Below are 14,617 nucleotides of genomic sequence, written 5' to 3'. Positions count from 1 at the left end.
AGGCTTTTGCAACTAACGTGCGGTAATCACCGACAGCTTGGTAATGCCCGCGCGCTCGATAGACGCCATGGCTCGCGCCACTTCGCCGTAATTCACCCCATCATCCGCCTGCAGTTGCACCCGCACATCGGGGTCCTTGGCCTTGGCCGCCTGCAGGTTGAACTCCAGCAGGTCCGGCTGGATTTCGTCCTTGTTGATAAACAGTTTGCCGGCGCCGTCGATGCTCACCACCAGCGGGTCTTTCTGCTCCACCGGGGCCACGGCCTCCGTCTTGGGCAGGTTGATCGGAATCGCGTTGGTCAACAGCGGCGCAGTGACGATAAACACCACAAGCAGCACCAGCATCACGTCCACCAGGGGCGTGACGTTGATCTCGCTCAGCACTTCATCGCTGTCTTGCGTGGAGAAGGCCATGTCAGGACGCCTCCTTCACTTTCTGCGGGGTGCCGGCGCCGGCTTTGTGCAAGGTTGGGTGCAGCAGCACGCGGAAGGAGTTCTTCTGCGCCAGGCTATAGAAGTCGTGGGCGAAATCATCGAGGTCGGCAGCGGTCAGCTTGAGGCGACGCAGGAAGTAGTTGTAGACCAGCACCGCCGGCACCGCGACGGCGATACCCACACCCGTCGCGACCAGTGCCGCACCGATTGGGCCGGCCACGGTTTCAAGGCTGGCGGAACCGGCGGCGCTGATGCCCTTGAGCGCTTCCATGATGCCCCACACGGTGCCGAACAGGCCGATGAACGGCGAGGTGCTGCCGATACTGGCGACCACGGCCAGGCCGGTTTCCAGGGAGCGACGCTCTCGCACGATCTGTTGGCGCAGGGCGCGTTCGAGACGGTCCTGGTGGTTGATCGCCTGGCTCAGGTCGGCGGCCTGTGGGGTTTCGCCCACCTGGATCGCGGCATAACCGGCCTGGGCGACACGGGCGGCGGCGCCCGGCTGGGTTTGCGCCAGCTCAGCGGCAGAGTCGAGGCTCGACGCTGCCCAGAACTGTTTATGGAACTTGCGATCCTGCGCCTTGAGGCGACCGAACTGCACGCCCTTGAGCAAGGCCAGGCCCCAGGTGGCGACCGAAAAAACCACCAGCAGCCAGATCACCGCGCTTTCGATGGATTCAAGTGGAGATGCTAATGCCATGATGTCTTCCCTCTGTGCAGGTCGCGGCGTGTGCAACACACCGCAGCCGAATAGTTAGTGAATCTTGAAATCGATCGGGACGCTGACCCAGCCGTCCTGGGCCACATCGCCCTGCTTGGCCGGCACGAAGCTCCAACGCTTCACGGCGTTCAGTGCGGCGTCATCGAGTTGCTGGCGACCGCTGCTCTTCTGGATCTGGATCTCGCCCGGCTTGCCGCTGGCCAGTACATGCACGCGTAACAACACCGTGCCTTCCCAACCGCGCCGCTGGGCCAGGGACGGGTACTCCGGCGCCGGGTTCTTCAGGTACGCGGCGTTGGCCGAAGCGGGCGTGACCGGAGCCGGCGCCGGTGGTGCTGGAAGCGCAGGCGGTGCAGGGGTCGGTGGTGCAGGCGGTTGCTCGATCGGTTTCGGTGCGGGCTTGGGCTCAGGCTTTGGCACCGGCTTCGGCTTAGGTTTTGGAATCGGTTTGGGCGGCGCCGGCTTGGCGGCCAACTCATCCACCACCGGCGGCGGTGGCTCGACCACGGGCGGCGGCGGTGGTGGTGGCACAGGCGGTGGCGGTTCCACCACCGGCGGCGCCGGCTGGGAAAATTCGATGGTCATCGGCGGAATTTCCGGCGGCACGATTGGCAGCACCGGGGTCGGCTTCTGGCTCACCCAGTAGATCACCGCACCGTGCAGGGCCAGCACCAGCAGGCCGAGCAGAATGCCTTCGCGACGGCTGGAGAAACGCTTCGGGGTCTGCTGCGTTCGCAGTTGCCCCAACGGCGCGCGGTGCGGCCGGCCAAGGTCGACCAACTCACCACCCGGTGTCTGGCGCCACGGCGCCTCGTGTGCACTGGCGGCGGTCTGGACATTGCCCATTGATTCACTCCCTACGGTTTTCAAGCATAAAAACCGACAGGCCTGCTTGGAAGGCCGTCGTGGGCTGAATCATCGGGGCCAGGGGCTTATCTCTTAAAGTAATCTTTGCAGTTATACATAGGCCTAAAACGAATAAACGAAACAGACTGAAACGCCAAAGCCCCGGCCTGCGTGGCCTCGCGTCCAGGCGATGTTTTTCCATGCTTTCCAGGCATAAAAAATATTCGGCAAAGGCATGGTTCAGGCCGGGCTGTTTGCACACAAATCCAGCAACTGACGCTGCAGGCTTTGCCCCGCCGCACCCAGGCCAGTGCGCCCATACAACGCCAGCCGCACGCCCTGCACCGCAGGCAAACCGCTATCCGCACCTAATACGACATGCCCGGCCTGCACCACACGCCGGGGCAACAGACTGATACCCAACCCCGCCGCCACCGCCGAACACACGCTGGCCAGGCTCGCGCTGGAGTAACCGATGCGCCAGCGCCAGCCCCCCACTTCCAGGTGTTGCAGCATTTCATTGCGGTACAGGCCCCCCACCGGAAAGGCCACCAACGGCAAAGGGTCGCGCCCCAGGGATGGCGTACTGCGGCTGTCCACCCAACACAACGGCTCTGGCCATGAGGCCAGGCAGTCGTCGCTGTCGCCCATCTGCTTGACCAGCAATACGTCGAACTCACCGCTACGGTACTGGCGCTGCAACTCGGGGCCAAGACCGCTGGTGACCTCCAGGCGCACCCTGGGGTACGCCAGCACAAAGGCCGATAACAGCGGCATCAGGCGTTCGGCAGCGAAGTCTTCCGGCACACCGAGGCGCAGCACGCCGTCGCTTTGCTGGTTGACCAACACGTCGGCGGCTTCCTCATGCAACGCGAGGATGCGCCGCGCATAGGCCAGGAGGCGCTCGCCTTCCGCCGTCGCCACCACACGACGTTGGTCGCGATCCAGCAACTGGCACGCTACCGCCTCTTCCAGGCGGCGGATCTGCTGGCTGACGGTGGACTGGGTCAAGTGCAGGCGCTCTGCCGCGCGGGTGAAATTGCCGCAGTCCACCACGGCGACAAAGCTGCGCAACAACACGGGATCGAACATCGTGCTCACCATTCCATTTGCCACTGGTTGGCATGGTTATATTTAATTTCAGAATACCTCGGCGACTGTGGATACTTCACGCCTCATTTGCACACTCCGCAGGTTCTGCATGTCGCTTCACTCCTCAACCGCAGGCCGGTTCGCCGGCTGGGGCCTGCTGGTGGTCCTGGGCCTGAACCTGCGGCCGATCCTCAGTTCCATCAGCCCGTTGCTCGGCGAAATCCGCCTGGCCACCGGCCTGAGCTTCCAGAGCAGCGCCCTGCTCACCAGCCTGCCCGTGGTGTGCATGGGCCTGGTGGCGCTGGTGGGCGTGCGTGTTGAAGCGCAGTTGGGGGAACGACGCGGCATCGCCCTGGGCCTCATGATGATCCTGTTGGCGTGCCTGGCCCGCTGGCTGATGGGCCAAGGGTCGACATTGCTGGTGACTGCGTTGCTTGGCGGTGCCGGCGTGGCACTGATCCAGGCGTTGATGCCGGCGATGATCAAGCGTGAATTCCATCACCGCGTGCCGGTGGCGATGGGCGTTTATTCGGCCTCGTTGATGGCCGGCGGCGGCCTGGCGGCGCTGATCAGTCCGGTGGCGGCCACGTATTTTCAGCAATGGGAGGCCGGGCTGGGCGTGTGGTTGTTACCCGCGTTGGCGGCGCTGCTGCTGTGGGCCTGGTTGCCACTGGGTGCGGCAAAAAACGCGAACGTCATCCCTGCCTACAAGGGGCTGCGCAATCGCCGTGCCTGGCTGCTGGCGCTGTATTTCGGCCTGGTGAACTGCGGCTACATGAGCCTGGTGGCGTGGCTGCCGGCCTACTATCAGCAACTGGGTTGGGGCGTGTTGCCCAGTGGTTCATTTCTGGCGTTCATGACCATCTTCCAGGTGATCGCCGCGCTGTTGATGCCGGTGCTGGCACAACGCGGGATCGACCGTCGGCCATTGCTGTGGATCAGCTTGCTGGCCCAAACCCTCGGCTACCTCGGCCTGTTACTGGCGCCGCTGGAATCTCCCCACCTGTGGGTGGCGCTGTGCGGCTTTGGTCTGGGAGCATGTTTTGCCCTGAGCCTGTTGCTCACCCTCGACCACCACCGCGACCCGCGCCAGGCCGGGCAACTGGCGGCATTCGTGCAGGGCGTGGGCTTTTTGATCAATGCGATTTCGCCATGGATGACCGGCTGGCTACGCGAACTCACCGGCAGTTTTGCCAGCGCGTGGGTGGTGTTGACGGTGACGGCCTTGGCCATGCTGCTGGTGACACGGGTGTTCAGCCCGGCGACATACCGGACGGCACACGCTCTATAGATATGCATTTAAGATCTAGATAAAACAAACAAGCTTCATTGACGGAATAAGTACCCCCCTTAAAATCCCGGTTCTCCTACAGGATGCCGGGCACACCATGGACCTTCGCCAACTGCGCTACTTCATCGCGCTGAACGAGCACCGCAGCTTCGTGCGCGCGGCGGACGCCATGGGCATCACCCAGCCCGCCTTCAGCCGCAGCATCCAGGGCCTGGAGCAGGAGTTCGGTTGCGTGTTGGTGGACCGCGCCCATAAAGACCTGCGACCCACCCCGGAAGGCCAGGTGGTGCTGCAACACGCGTTGAGCCTGGTGCAAGGCGCGGCCCTGCTGAGCCATGAAGTCACGCGCATGACCAAACTCGACGCCGGCGAAGTGCGCTTCGGCAGCGACGCCGTGGCCGCGGAGAACCTGGCGCCCCAGGCCATGGCGCGGTTCATCACGGCTTATCCCAGAGTGCGCACCGTGTTGCAGGTGGACAACTGGGTAAAACTCGGGCGCAGCCTGAACCGTGAAGAGATCGAATTCTTTATCGCCGATGTGCGTCACTTCGAGGCGGACCCGAACTTCCAGACCCTGGCCCTGACACCTCGACGCAGCGTTTTTTTCTGCCGTGCGGGGCACCCGCTGCTGGCCAAGGACAGCCTGTCCACCAACGACCTGTTCGGCTACCCGCTGGCCACGCCGCTGATCGCACCCGGCATCCGCAAACTGCTGGCCAATCTCAGCGGGCGCGTCGACTTCGCGCCCGCCATCGAGCTGGAGCAATTTGCCGCGCTGGCCACTGTCGTGCGTCAGTCCGATGCCATTGGCCTTGGCGCCGAAGAGGCGTTTGTCGAAGGGTTCATCAAAGGCGAACTGCACGCACTGCACTGGCGCAACCTGCCGCACGCCCTGGACAGCCTGAGCAACCGCTGCGGGGTGATCAGCCGCGCTGGGGTGCGCTTGTCGCCTGCGGCGAAGGCGTTGATCGAAACCCTGCAGGCGGTGGAAACCCAAGCCGATTGGCCCGCGCAAACGTCCCGAAATCATTGAAGCGCACACCCATCTCAGCCATGACCTTGTGTGCCACCTTGGCGGTCATCTGGCGGATGTAGAACGGCTCCTTCACCACAAAATGGTGGATGCCGTGGGTGCTGCCGAAGTTGAAGCAGAACGCCTGCAACGGCCACAACCACCAAGGGTTCAATACCTGGGTCTGCTGGATCACGTTGCCCAGCTCCACATCGCCGTAGTAGTGCATGTTCGAGCTGACGAAATGCAGGCAAAAGGTACGCAGCACGTTGGGGCCGATGATCACCACGGCAGCGATATCAATCACCTGCATCATCTGCACGGTGCCGGCTGACCACTCGATAGGCGCACCGAGCAAACTGGCAATGCCATTGGCGGCATGAAAGCCAAGGAACACATACCACGCGCCCCAATGCAGCAGCGCCAGTGGCGCATACACCAGCAGCGAGCGCTTGAGAATCGTCAGTTTGTGCGTCCAGGTCCTGGCCCGCAGGATGCGGATGAAGGCCGACATGACGTTATCGCCTACCATCAGCAACCGCGCAAAACCCCAGGGCTCGCCGTTGGTGATGGCGCGCTCTTCCATGTCGGTTTCGGTGCCGGAGACCTTGTGATGGTTGAGGTGCAGGTGCCGGCGCACCCACGGGTTGATGGTGCTGGGCCGCGCCAGCCATACCAGGCCCATCATCAGGTTGTGGGGCACGCGCTGCTTGCGAAAGTACATGCTGTGGATCAGGTCGTGTTCCAGCTCGTGGGTCAGTGAAGCCAGGAACGCGTTAAGCAGCAGGCAGACCCACCAGGCCATATGGCCGGTGATGTAGAGCGCCGCCGAACCGAGCATGCCCAGCAACGCAAACGCCAGGATGCCCGCGCCCAGCGCGTCCTGATGCAGCAGCCAGGGATGCTGCTGGCGCAGGCGCACACCCTCGGCCAGCACCACGTCACGGATATGCGCCGAACGCTGTTGCGCGTTCATCTGCCGGGGACTTGCAGAAGTACCGTCCATGCTTCCATCCTCTTGAGTATTGTTGGATGCATCCTGGCCCAAGCGGTCCGCCAGGGCATCGGCCACACACGCCAACCTGTTGACCGCAAGCGCCAATCGCCATGACCGAACCCACCTCCCTCGCCAGCTGGACCCGCGCCCTGCGCAAGCAACTCGACGCCCTGGGCCTCGACAGCGCCGCGTTGTGCCTGCAAGCCGGGCTCGACCCACAGCTGATGGACGACCCGAATGCGCGCTACCCGCTGTCGGCGACCACGCGTTTGTGGGCGCTGGCGGTGCAGGCCAGCGGCGACCCGGCGATTGGTCTGCGGGTGTCGCGGTTCGTCAGCCCCACCACCTTTCACGCGCTGGGCTATGCGCTGGTGGCCAGCGGCAGCCTGCGGGAAGTGTTCGAGCGCATCGTGCGCTATCACCAGGTGGTCAGCGATGCGCTGGCCCTGGAGCTGAGCGGCGATGGCGAACGCTATCGGTTTCGCCTGTTGCAACTACCCGGCAACCCGGCGCCGGCGTTCGAAGCCATCGATGCGTTTGCAGCAATCTACGTACGCACCTGCCGCAATCGCCTGGGCCGTGAATACGCGCCACTGGCGGTGTATCTGCGAAGACCCGAACCCGCAGACCCCAAGCCGTGGCACACGGTGTTTCGTGCGCCGGTATTTTTCGGCGCCGAAGAAGACCGCCTGGAGTTTGCCGCCATCGATTTCGACAGCCACCTCGACGACGCCAACCCTGAGTTGGCCGAGCACAACGAAACCGTGCTCAAGCGCACCCTCGCTCAACTGCAACCGCTGACCTGGGAGCGCAAGGTGCGTCGGGTGATCGAAGCGCAGTTGCCCGACGGCGAGCCGAGCGCCGAGCGGGTTGCGCAGGCGCTGCACCTGAGCCTGCGCAGCCTGCAACGCCATCTGGCGGATGAAGGCTGCCGGTTTGATGCGTTGCTCAATGAGTGCCGGGAGAATTTGGCGTTGCTGCATTTGCGGGATCCGCAATGCTCATTGGCCGAGATTAGCCATTTACTTGGGTTCGCCGACACCAGCAGTTTCAACCGCGCGTTCAAGCGCTGGACGGGAATGACGCCGGGGCAGTTCAGGGATGGGTTGCGGTAGGTGGATTTGCGGTGTTCGTGATGGCCCCATCGCGTGCAAGCCCGGCTCCCACAGGGGAATGCATTCCAAATGTGGGAGCTGGCTTGCCTGCGATGGCGGTGGTCCAGGTATTGAAGATGCCGGATCAATCAGCGCCCACGGTCACGCCGCAACAACTTCTTCACCCGCGCCACCAAGGCCTTGGCTTCAAACGGCTTGAGCAAGTAATCATCCTCATGCAGTTCCAAACCGCGCAGACGGTCCTCGATCCCTTCCGGGGTCGTCAAGAACAAGACCGGCGTCTCGCCCTTCTTGCGAATCGCCTGCTGCAACTTCCAGGCATTCAAACCCGGCAACATGACATCCAGGATCACCAAGTCATAGTCAGTGCTTTCCACAAACCGCTGAGCGGCCATGCCATTGGCTGCGACTTCCACTGCGAAGCCGGCCTCACTCAAGCCCTGGGCCATGACTTGCGCCAATTTCGGCTGGTCTTCCACTAACAACACCTGCATGCCTACCTCTTGGTTTATTACAAACCTGTAATCGAATTGTTCGGCTTTTGACCGAGACCGCTGGCTAAGGTAGCGGCCTGCTTTCTGGAGCCGTTCCCATGTACCGCAATGCCTTGTTCTTGAGCTTCGCCATCAGCGCCAGCGTCCTGGCAGCACCACCGTTGCCGCGCCACGCCGACCTGGATTTGCACACCGCACGCCAACTGGCAGACGCCAGCCTGGCACAGTGCACGGCAGCACTTACCGTACTCGACCGGGGCGGCAATCCGTTGCTGAGCCTGCGGGCCGACGGCGTAGGTCCACACAACAGCATCGCCAGCCAACGCAAAGCGTACACGGCGTTGTCGACTAAAACCCCCACTCGGTTGTTTGCCGAGCGTGCGCGCAACAACCCAGAGGCCGCCAACCTTAACAGCTTGTCCGAATTGCTGTTGCTCGGGGGCGGCGTGCCGCTGTTCGCCGACACTGAACTGGTAGGCGCGCTTGGCATTGCCGGTGCCGGCGGTGCCGAGCAGGACGACGCGTGCGCGGTAAAGGCGGCCAATCAACTTGGCCTGACAATCACCCCTTGAGGAAACCTCGATGAAAACCCTGACTATGACCCTCGCCGCCCTCAGCCTGAGCGGCCTGAGCAGCCTGGCCCTGGCGGCCGGCAACCCGTTGAGCGTGCATGTGCTGAACCTGGAAAACGGTCTGCCGTCTGCCGGTGTCAACGTCACCCTGGAGCAACACGTAGGCGATCACTGGCAGTCGCTGTCCGAAGGTGTCACCAACCAGCAGGGGCGCATCGCCGAACTGTTCCCGGCCAACCAAGCCATGAAGCCGGGCGAGTATCGCGTGGTGTTCAAGACCGGTGACTACTACAAGAAAGCCAATCGCGAGACGTTTTTCCCGGAAGTCCCGGTAATATTCGAGGTCAAGCAGGCCGACCAGCACTACCACATCCCGCTGCTGCTGAGCCCTTACGGCTTTTCGACGTATCGCGGTTCCTAGCCAGCCCCCGCGGCCTGCCGCAAGCGCGGCAGGTCGAGCACTTCAATCGCGCCGTAACTCAGCTTGATGATCTCCTGCTGCTCTAACGCCTTGAGCAAACTGTTGGTGGTCTGGCGCGACAGGCTCAGCATCGCGGCCAGATCTTCCTGGGGCAGTTGCAGGACGCGACGGGAATGCTCTATCTCGCCGTACCCGCCGGCAATCATCAGCAGCCGGTGAGCGATACGTGTCGCCGCCGGCATCAGGCTCATCTGTTCGATATTGATCAGCGACAGGCGCAACTTCTGGCTCATCAACAACGCCATGTCGCGCCAATACGCCGGGCTTTGGTCAAGAATCTCGAGCATCGCCGATTGCGGTACCTGCAACAGCGTGCACGGCCCAACCGACAAGGCGTCGTGGGTACGCGGCAAACCGTCGAACAGGCAGATCTCGCCGAACCAGTAAGGCGTTTCAACCAGGCTCAGAATAGCTTCCTTGCCCTGCGCATTGACCGCGCTGACCCGCACCGCCCCCTCCAATACCGCATACACCCCACAGGGCGGATCACCGCGCCGGAACAGGTACTGCCCCGCCGTCAGCTGACGCAGCCGAGCCGCCGCCAGCAAACTATCCTGTAGCGGTACAGGCAGGTGGCTGAACCACTGGCCGGTGGCCAATCGGGCATGCCAGGTTGCCGCAATCATGAGAACTCCAGAGATTGTCGCCCAGTTGACAGTCAGTCGCCGGCTGACGGGAGATGATCAAACATCCTACAGGAGGAATAACAATGAAAAGCCTCATCGACCACCTCAGTCAATATGCCGCGTACCACCGCGACCCGCGCAATATCGCCAGCCACTTTGTCGGCATTCCACTGATTGTGGTGGCCGTGGCCGTGCTGTTGTCACGCCCCGAATGGGCGGTGGGTAACTTCTGGCTTTCACCCGCCGTGATTGTCGCGCTGTTTTCAGCATGGTTTTACCTACGCCTGGAACTGGCACTGGGTGTGCTGATGACGGTGCTGATGGGGCTGTCGGTGTGGGCCGGGCATGTGCTGGCGGCGCAGAGCACGTTGGTGTGGCTCAGCAGCGGTGTGGGGATGTTTGTGGTGGGTTGGGTGATCCAGTTTGTCGGCCACTATTACGAAGGCAAGAAGCCGGCGTTTGTGGATGACGTGTCGGGGCTGATCGTGGGGCCGTTGTTTGTGGTGGCGGAGTTGGCGTTTCTGCTGGGGCTGCGGCAGGGGCTCAGGCAGCAGATTGAAGAGCGCTCTGGGCCGGTGGCGCACCGTGATCTGAAACCTGGCAAGGTCTGAATGTGGGAGGGGGCTTGCCCCCGATGGCGGTGTTTCAGTGACATGTTTATCAACTGACCCACTGCTATCGGGGGCAAGCCCCCTCCCACATTGGCTCCATTTTTAGATTGGGTATTGTGGGGTTTTTAGGCTTTTTGCCAAACCTTGGGTTTGAAGAACAGCGTCTCGCCGCGCGCCAGGCCGTTCAGGCTGTCGTGGTCTTTCACCACTTCAGCTTCGATCAGCTCGCTCTGGCCTTCCACTTTCAACGTCACACGGGTAGTCGCGCCAAGTGGGCGAATATCCCGCACTTCAGCCGCGTGATGGTCTTCCAGCTCATGCCGCGACAGCGACACTTCGTGTGGACGGAACAGCACGTGCTTGTCTTCCCCCAAGTGCAGGCGGTTCGAATCCCCGAGGAAGTGGTAGACGAAATCGCTGGCCGGGTTTTCGTAGACGTCACCCGGTGAACCGATCTGCTCGATCACACCCTTGTTCATCACCACGATACGGTCGGCAACTTCCATGGCCTCTTCCTGGTCGTGGGTCACGAACACCGAGGTCAGGTTGATGTCTTCGTGCAGGCGTGCCAGCCAGCGGCGCAGTTCTTTACGCACCTTGGCGTCGAGGGCGCCGAAGGGCTCATCCAGCAGCAACACTTTAGGCTCTACCGCCAGGGCGCGAGCCAGGGCGATACGCTGGCGCTGGCCACCGGAGAGCTGCTCCGGGTAGCGATCCGACAACCAATCCAGTTGCACCATGTTCAGCAGTTCATGGACCTTGACCGCGATCTGGCTTTCGCTCGGGCGCTGGTTCTTCGGTTTCATGCGCAGGCCGAACGCCACGTTGTCGAACACGGTCATGTGACGGAACAACGCATAGTGCTGGAACACAAAACCGACGTTGCGATCGCGCACGTCGTGGCCGGAGACGTCTTCACCGTGGAACACGATGCTGCCGTCATCCGGGGTTTCCAGGCCGGCGATGATGCGCAGCAAGGTGGTCTTGCCGCAGCCGGACGGGCCGAGCAAGGCCACCAGCTCGCCACTCTGGATGTCCAGGTTGATGCTGTTCAGGGCCTTGAAGGCGTTGAAGTTCTTGCTGACATTACGGACTTCGATCGACATGACTTATTCCTCAGCCGCACCGGCGCGCAGGCGGTTAATACGGTTCTCGCTCCACTGCTTGAGCAGCAGGATGAAGAGCGCCAGGATCAGCAACAGACTCGCCACCGCAAACGCGGCAACGTGGTTGTATTCGTTGTAGAGAATCTCGACGTGCAGCGGCAGGGTGTTGGTCACGCCGCGAATGTGGCCGGACACCACCGACACCGCGCCGAACTCACCCATGGCCCGCGCGGTACACAGCACCACGCCGTAGATCAGACCCCATTTGATATTCGGCACGGTCACGTGCCAGAACATCTGCCAGCCATTGGCACCGAGCAGGCGCGCGGCCTCTTCTTCCTGGGTGCCCTGTTCCTGCATCAGCGGGATCAGTTCACGGGCCACGAAAGGCACGGTGACGAAGATGGTCGCCAGCACGATGCCAGGCAAGGCGAACACGATCTGGATGTCGTGGTCCTGCAACCACGGGCCAAAGAAGCCCTGGGCGCCGAACATCAACACATAGACCAGGCCGGCGATCACCGGCGACACCGAGAACGGCAGGTCGATCAGCGTCACCAGGATGCTCTTGCCACGGAACGAGTACTTGCTCACGCACCACGCGGCGCTGACGCCGAACACCAGGTTGAGCGGCACCGAGATCACCACGGCGATCACCGTGAGTTTCAGCGCCGACAGTGCGTCCGGTTCGAGGATCGCGGTGAAGAATGCGCCGAGGCCGTTCTTCAGGCCCTGGGTCACCACGATAAACAGCGGCAACAACAGGAACAGGGCGAACACCAGCCAGCCAAGGCCGATCAGGATGCGTCGCGACGCGGCGCTGCCACGGCGGGCAGCGTTGGCCGAGGACGCGGCGGAAATAGACGATTGGGACATGTTCCGCGCCTCCTTATGGACGTTCGATGCGCCGCTGCAACAGGTTGATCAGCAGCAGCAGGACAAAGGAAACCACCAGCATCAATACGCCAATGGATGTGGCGCCGCGGTAGTCGTACTGGTCGAGCTTGACCATGATCAGCAACGGCAGGATCTCGGTTTTCATCGGCATGTTGCCGGCAATGAAAATCACCGAACCGTACTCACCGACACCACGGGCAAACGCCAACGCGAAACCGGTCAACCAGGCGGGCAGGAGCGCCGGCACCAGGATGTGACGGAACACCTGCAACGGCTTGGCGCCCAGGCAGGCGGCGGCTTCTTCGACTTCCCGGGGGATATCGGCCAACACCGGCTGCACCGTGCGCACCACGAACGGCAGGGTGACGAAGGTCAGCGCCAGGGTGATACCCAGCGGGGTGTAGGCGATCTTGAAGCCCAGGTCGGCGGCGAACTGGCCGACCAGCCCGTTAGGCGTGTACAGCGCGGTCAGTGCAATGCCGGCGACAGCGGTGGGCAAGGCGAACGGCAGGTCGATCATCGCATCGATGACCTTGCGACCGGGGAAGGTGTAGCGCACCAGCACCCAGGCCAGCAGCGTGCCGATCACGCCATTGATCAGCGCGGCGTACAGTGCGGTGCTGAAGCTCAGTTGCAACGCCGCCAGCACACGCGGTGCGGAGATGATGTTCCAGAACTGATCCCAGGTGAGTTGAGCGGCGTGTACAAACATCGCCGCCAGCGGGATGAGTACGATCAGGCTGAGGTACACCACGGTGTAGCCCAGCGTCAGCCCGAAGCCGGGTATGACGGGGGAGATACGACGCGACATAAGAGTCCTTGGTCAAAGGGTAGAAACCACTGTAGGAGCGCGCTTTTCTGTGGGAGCCGGGCTTGCCCGAGATGCAGGCACCACGGTGTATCAGTCACACCGCAGTGATGCTATCGCAGGCAAGCCAGCTCCCACAGAAAAGCGGGCCCCTACAGGTATTTTGGCTTACTGCGCCGTGTAGATCTGGTCGAACACGCCACCGTCGTTAAAGAATTTCGGTTGGGCAGTTTTCCAGCCGCCGAAGTCTTTGTCGATAGTCACCAGGTCCAGTTTTGGGAACTGCTGGGCGTATTTGGCGGCCACTTTTGCATCGCGTGGGCGGTAGAAGTTTTTCGCCGCAATCTCCTGGCCAGCCGGGCTGTACAGGTGCTTCAGGTATTCAGTGGCGATTTCGGTGTTGCCCTTTTTCTCGGCGTTCTTGTCGACCACGGCCACCGGCGGCTCGGCGAGGATCGACAGGGAAGGCACGACGATGTCGAACTTGTCGGCGCCGCCGTCTTCCTTCAGCGCCAGGAAGGCTTCGTTTTCCCAGGCCAGCAACACGTCACCCTGACCGTTGTTGACGAAGGTGATGGTCGAGCCGCGAGCGCCGGTGTCCAGCACAGGTACGTGCTTGAACAGCTCCTTCACGTATTCCTGAGCCTTGGCTTCGCTGCCACCGGCCTTGAGGCCATAGGCCCAGGCGGCGAGGAAGTTCCAACGGGCGCCGCCGGAGGTTTTCGGATTCGGGGTGATCACGGACACGTCTTTCTTGATCAGGTCGCCCCAGTCCTTGATGCCTTTAGGGTTGCCCTTGCGCACCAGGAACACGATGGTCGAGGTGTATGGGGTGCTGGCGTCCGGCAGGCGAGTCTGCCAGTTTTCCGGGAGGGTCTTGCCCAGCTTGGCGATTTCGTCGATGTCACCAGCCAGGGCCAGGGTGACCACGTCGGCGCGCAGGCCGTCGATCACGGCACGGCCTTGCTTGCCCGAACCACCGTGGGATTGCTGGATCTTGACGTTGTCGCCTGGGTGGGACTGTTTCCAGAAGTTGGTGAACTCAGCGTTGTAGTCCTGGTACAGCTCACGGGTAGGGTCGTACGAGACGTTGAGCAACTCGTAGTCCTTGGCAACCGCGGAACCTGCAAACACGGCGCTGGCCAGGGCGGCCAGGGCGTAACGGCGAATCGACGACATAGAAGCTCCTGAAATTCTTGGGGTGTTGGCTTTTTTTATAGTTGCGGGTCTATCGCCGTTCTTGCTCAGCTCGGTTTGTTACCCGGGTTTTGCAGGCGGAATTTTTCTTTGCGTTCGATCTGGACCACTTGGGCGTTGTGCACCGTGATTTCCACCGCGCCAAACCGCAGATCGCGCAGGGCGCTCTGGATCTCACGCAAAATGGCTGCTTCGTCCTGGCCGTCGACGCTACGTAGAGATGCGCTCATGGTCTCGCTCCTGAAATGAATAGTGCCTCGCAGTGGCGGCACTGCTTGCGGCGTGAGGGCGATAGTAGATAAGCGCAGATATTCTT

At 62.1% G+C, this 14,617-nt stretch carries 18 protein-coding genes; 6 read left to right on the top strand and 12 right to left on the bottom strand.

What is annotated here, in order from left to right:
• Positions 1 to 12: 12 nt before the first annotated feature.
• The 4 genes from ACZ445_RS00960 to ACZ445_RS00945 form a co-directional block, all read right to left on the bottom strand.
• Positions 13 to 414 (bottom strand): ExbD/TolR family protein, encoded by a 402-nt coding sequence (locus ACZ445_RS00960; protein ID WP_010565408.1) that lies wholly within the window; start codon positions 412 to 414, stop codon positions 13 to 15.
• A 1-nt stretch (position 415) separates the two neighbouring features.
• Positions 416 to 1,138, bottom strand: a complete 723-nt coding sequence (locus ACZ445_RS00955) for a MotA/TolQ/ExbB proton channel family protein (protein WP_122304852.1) — start codon at positions 1,136 to 1,138, stop codon at positions 416 to 418.
• Positions 1,139 to 1,189: 51 nt separating this feature from the next.
• A complete protein-coding gene (locus ACZ445_RS00950; RefSeq protein WP_464707912.1) occupies positions 1,190 to 2,002 on the bottom strand; it encodes an energy transducer TonB in 813 nt (270 codons plus the stop codon).
• 240 nt (positions 2,003 to 2,242) lie between these two features.
• Positions 2,243 to 3,094, bottom strand: coding sequence for a LysR family transcriptional regulator (locus tag ACZ445_RS00945; protein WP_310863140.1), 852 nt, complete (start codon positions 3,092 to 3,094; stop codon positions 2,243 to 2,245).
• Between the two features lie 109 nt (positions 3,095 to 3,203).
• On the opposite strand from ACZ445_RS00945, the gene ACZ445_RS00940 reads away from it, so the two are divergent.
• Both ACZ445_RS00940 and ACZ445_RS00935 read left to right on the top strand, forming a co-directional pair.
• On the top strand, positions 3,204 to 4,385 hold the full coding sequence (locus ACZ445_RS00940) for a CynX/NimT family MFS transporter (protein WP_310863139.1): 1,182 nt from the start codon (positions 3,204 to 3,206) through the stop codon (positions 4,383 to 4,385).
• Between the two features lie 97 nt (positions 4,386 to 4,482).
• A complete protein-coding gene (locus tag ACZ445_RS00935) occupies positions 4,483 to 5,418 on the top strand; it encodes a LysR family transcriptional regulator (RefSeq protein WP_179029229.1) in 936 nt (311 codons plus the stop codon).
• On the opposite strand, the gene ACZ445_RS00930 is transcribed toward ACZ445_RS00935, so the two are convergent.
• A complete protein-coding gene (locus tag ACZ445_RS00930) occupies positions 5,309 to 6,403 on the bottom strand; it encodes a fatty acid desaturase (protein ID WP_179029230.1) in 1,095 nt (364 codons plus the stop codon). The two genes, ACZ445_RS00935 and ACZ445_RS00930, sit on opposite strands and share 110 nt — an antisense overlap.
• 101 nt (positions 6,404 to 6,504) lie before the next feature.
• Between ACZ445_RS00930 and ACZ445_RS00925 the strand changes: the two genes are divergently transcribed.
• Entirely contained in the window at positions 6,505 to 7,509 is a 1,005-nt protein-coding gene (locus tag ACZ445_RS00925) for an AraC family transcriptional regulator (protein WP_058424843.1), read from the top strand.
• A 128-nt stretch (positions 7,510 to 7,637) separates the two neighbouring features.
• Here ACZ445_RS00925 and ACZ445_RS00920 read toward each other — a convergent pair whose 3' ends face one another.
• The gene (locus tag ACZ445_RS00920; RefSeq protein WP_058424844.1) at positions 7,638 to 8,003 is read right to left on the bottom strand and encodes a response regulator; all 366 of its coding nucleotides are present in this window, start codon (positions 8,001 to 8,003) and stop codon (positions 7,638 to 7,640) included.
• 98 nt (positions 8,004 to 8,101) lie between these two features.
• Between ACZ445_RS00920 and ACZ445_RS00915 the strand changes: the two genes are divergently transcribed.
• Positions 8,102 to 8,575 (top strand): GlcG/HbpS family heme-binding protein, encoded by a 474-nt coding sequence (locus tag ACZ445_RS00915; RefSeq protein WP_058424845.1) that lies wholly within the window; start codon positions 8,102 to 8,104, stop codon positions 8,573 to 8,575.
• A gap of 10 nt (positions 8,576 to 8,585) precedes the next feature.
• A complete protein-coding gene (uraH, locus tag ACZ445_RS00910; RefSeq protein WP_058424846.1) occupies positions 8,586 to 8,996 on the top strand; it encodes a hydroxyisourate hydrolase in 411 nt (136 codons plus the stop codon).
• Here uraH and ACZ445_RS00905 read toward each other — a convergent pair.
• Positions 8,993 to 9,682, bottom strand: coding sequence for a Crp/Fnr family transcriptional regulator (locus ACZ445_RS00905; protein ID WP_058424847.1), 690 nt, complete (start codon positions 9,680 to 9,682; stop codon positions 8,993 to 8,995). The genes uraH and ACZ445_RS00905 overlap by 4 nt on opposite strands.
• Positions 9,683 to 9,765: 83 nt before the next feature.
• On the opposite strand from ACZ445_RS00905, the gene ACZ445_RS00900 reads away from it, so the two are divergent.
• Positions 9,766 to 10,293 carry an Mpo1 family 2-hydroxy fatty acid dioxygenase gene (locus ACZ445_RS00900; protein WP_179029910.1) on the top strand — a complete coding sequence of 176 codons (528 nt, stop codon included), beginning with the start codon at positions 9,766 to 9,768 and terminating at the stop codon, positions 10,291 to 10,293.
• 125 nt (positions 10,294 to 10,418) lie between these two features.
• Here ACZ445_RS00900 and ACZ445_RS00895 read toward each other — a convergent pair whose 3' ends face one another.
• The 5 genes from ACZ445_RS00895 to oscA form a co-directional block, all read right to left on the bottom strand.
• A complete protein-coding gene (locus ACZ445_RS00895; RefSeq protein WP_179029909.1) occupies positions 10,419 to 11,399 on the bottom strand; it encodes a sulfate/molybdate ABC transporter ATP-binding protein in 981 nt (326 codons plus the stop codon).
• A 3-nt stretch (positions 11,400 to 11,402) separates the two neighbouring features.
• Positions 11,403 to 12,275: a sulfate ABC transporter permease subunit CysW gene (gene cysW, locus ACZ445_RS00890; protein ID WP_010214166.1), complete on the bottom strand. Its 873-nt coding sequence runs from the start codon at positions 12,273 to 12,275 to the stop codon at positions 11,403 to 11,405.
• Between the two features lie 13 nt (positions 12,276 to 12,288).
• Positions 12,289 to 13,107: a sulfate ABC transporter permease subunit CysT gene (cysT, locus tag ACZ445_RS00885; RefSeq protein ID WP_016975029.1), complete on the bottom strand. Its 819-nt coding sequence runs from the start codon at positions 13,105 to 13,107 to the stop codon at positions 12,289 to 12,291.
• Positions 13,108 to 13,272: 165 nt separating this feature from the next.
• Positions 13,273 to 14,283, bottom strand: a complete 1,011-nt coding sequence (locus ACZ445_RS00880) for a sulfate ABC transporter substrate-binding protein (protein WP_016975030.1) — start codon at positions 14,281 to 14,283, stop codon at positions 13,273 to 13,275.
• A 65-nt stretch (positions 14,284 to 14,348) separates the two neighbouring features.
• Positions 14,349 to 14,531, bottom strand: coding sequence for a sulfur starvation response protein OscA (oscA, locus tag ACZ445_RS00875; RefSeq protein ID WP_003170956.1), 183 nt, complete (start codon positions 14,529 to 14,531; stop codon positions 14,349 to 14,351).
• Positions 14,532 to 14,617 lie beyond the last annotated feature (86 nt).

The organism is Pseudomonas allii, from assembly GCF_055380095.1.
Note: the sequence above shows the minus strand (reverse complement) of the source record. Positions and strands in the feature narration are given on the sequence as shown.

Bases quoted from the DNA above. Each gene is read 5' to 3' on its own strand.
- ACZ445_RS00960 (WP_010565408.1), bottom strand. From the start codon at position 414: ATGGCCTTCTCCACGCAAGACAGCGATGAAGTGCTGAGCGAGATCAAC.
- ACZ445_RS00950 (WP_464707912.1), bottom strand. From the start codon at position 2,002: ATGGGCAATGTCCAGACCGCCGCCAGTGCACACGAGGCGCCGTGGCGC.
- ACZ445_RS00945 (WP_310863140.1), bottom strand. From the start codon at position 3,094: ATGTTCGATCCCGTGTTGTTGCGCAGCTTTGTCGCCGTGGTGGACTGC.
- ACZ445_RS00940 (WP_310863139.1), top strand. From the start codon at position 3,204: ATGTCGCTTCACTCCTCAACCGCAGGCCGGTTCGCCGGCTGGGGCCTG.
- ACZ445_RS00935 (WP_179029229.1), top strand. From the start codon at position 4,483: ATGGACCTTCGCCAACTGCGCTACTTCATCGCGCTGAACGAGCACCGC.
- ACZ445_RS00930 (WP_179029230.1), bottom strand. From the start codon at position 6,403: ATGGACGGTACTTCTGCAAGTCCCCGGCAGATGAACGCGCAACAGCGT.
- ACZ445_RS00925 (WP_058424843.1), top strand. From the start codon at position 6,505: ATGACCGAACCCACCTCCCTCGCCAGCTGGACCCGCGCCCTGCGCAAG.
- ACZ445_RS00920 (WP_058424844.1), bottom strand. From the start codon at position 8,003: ATGCAGGTGTTGTTAGTGGAAGACCAGCCGAAATTGGCGCAAGTCATG.
- ACZ445_RS00915 (WP_058424845.1), top strand. From the start codon at position 8,102: ATGTACCGCAATGCCTTGTTCTTGAGCTTCGCCATCAGCGCCAGCGTC.
- uraH (WP_058424846.1), top strand. From the start codon at position 8,586: ATGAAAACCCTGACTATGACCCTCGCCGCCCTCAGCCTGAGCGGCCTG.
- ACZ445_RS00905 (WP_058424847.1), bottom strand. From the start codon at position 9,682: ATGATTGCGGCAACCTGGCATGCCCGATTGGCCACCGGCCAGTGGTTC.
- ACZ445_RS00900 (WP_179029910.1), top strand. From the start codon at position 9,766: ATGAAAAGCCTCATCGACCACCTCAGTCAATATGCCGCGTACCACCGC.
- ACZ445_RS00895 (WP_179029909.1), bottom strand. From the start codon at position 11,399: ATGTCGATCGAAGTCCGTAATGTCAGCAAGAACTTCAACGCCTTCAAG.
- cysW (WP_010214166.1), bottom strand. From the start codon at position 12,275: ATGTCCCAATCGTCTATTTCCGCCGCGTCCTCGGCCAACGCTGCCCGC.
- cysT (WP_016975029.1), bottom strand. From the start codon at position 13,107: ATGTCGCGTCGTATCTCCCCCGTCATACCCGGCTTCGGGCTGACGCTG.
- ACZ445_RS00880 (WP_016975030.1), bottom strand. From the start codon at position 14,283: ATGTCGTCGATTCGCCGTTACGCCCTGGCCGCCCTGGCCAGCGCCGTG.
- oscA (WP_003170956.1), bottom strand. From the start codon at position 14,531: ATGAGCGCATCTCTACGTAGCGTCGACGGCCAGGACGAAGCAGCCATT.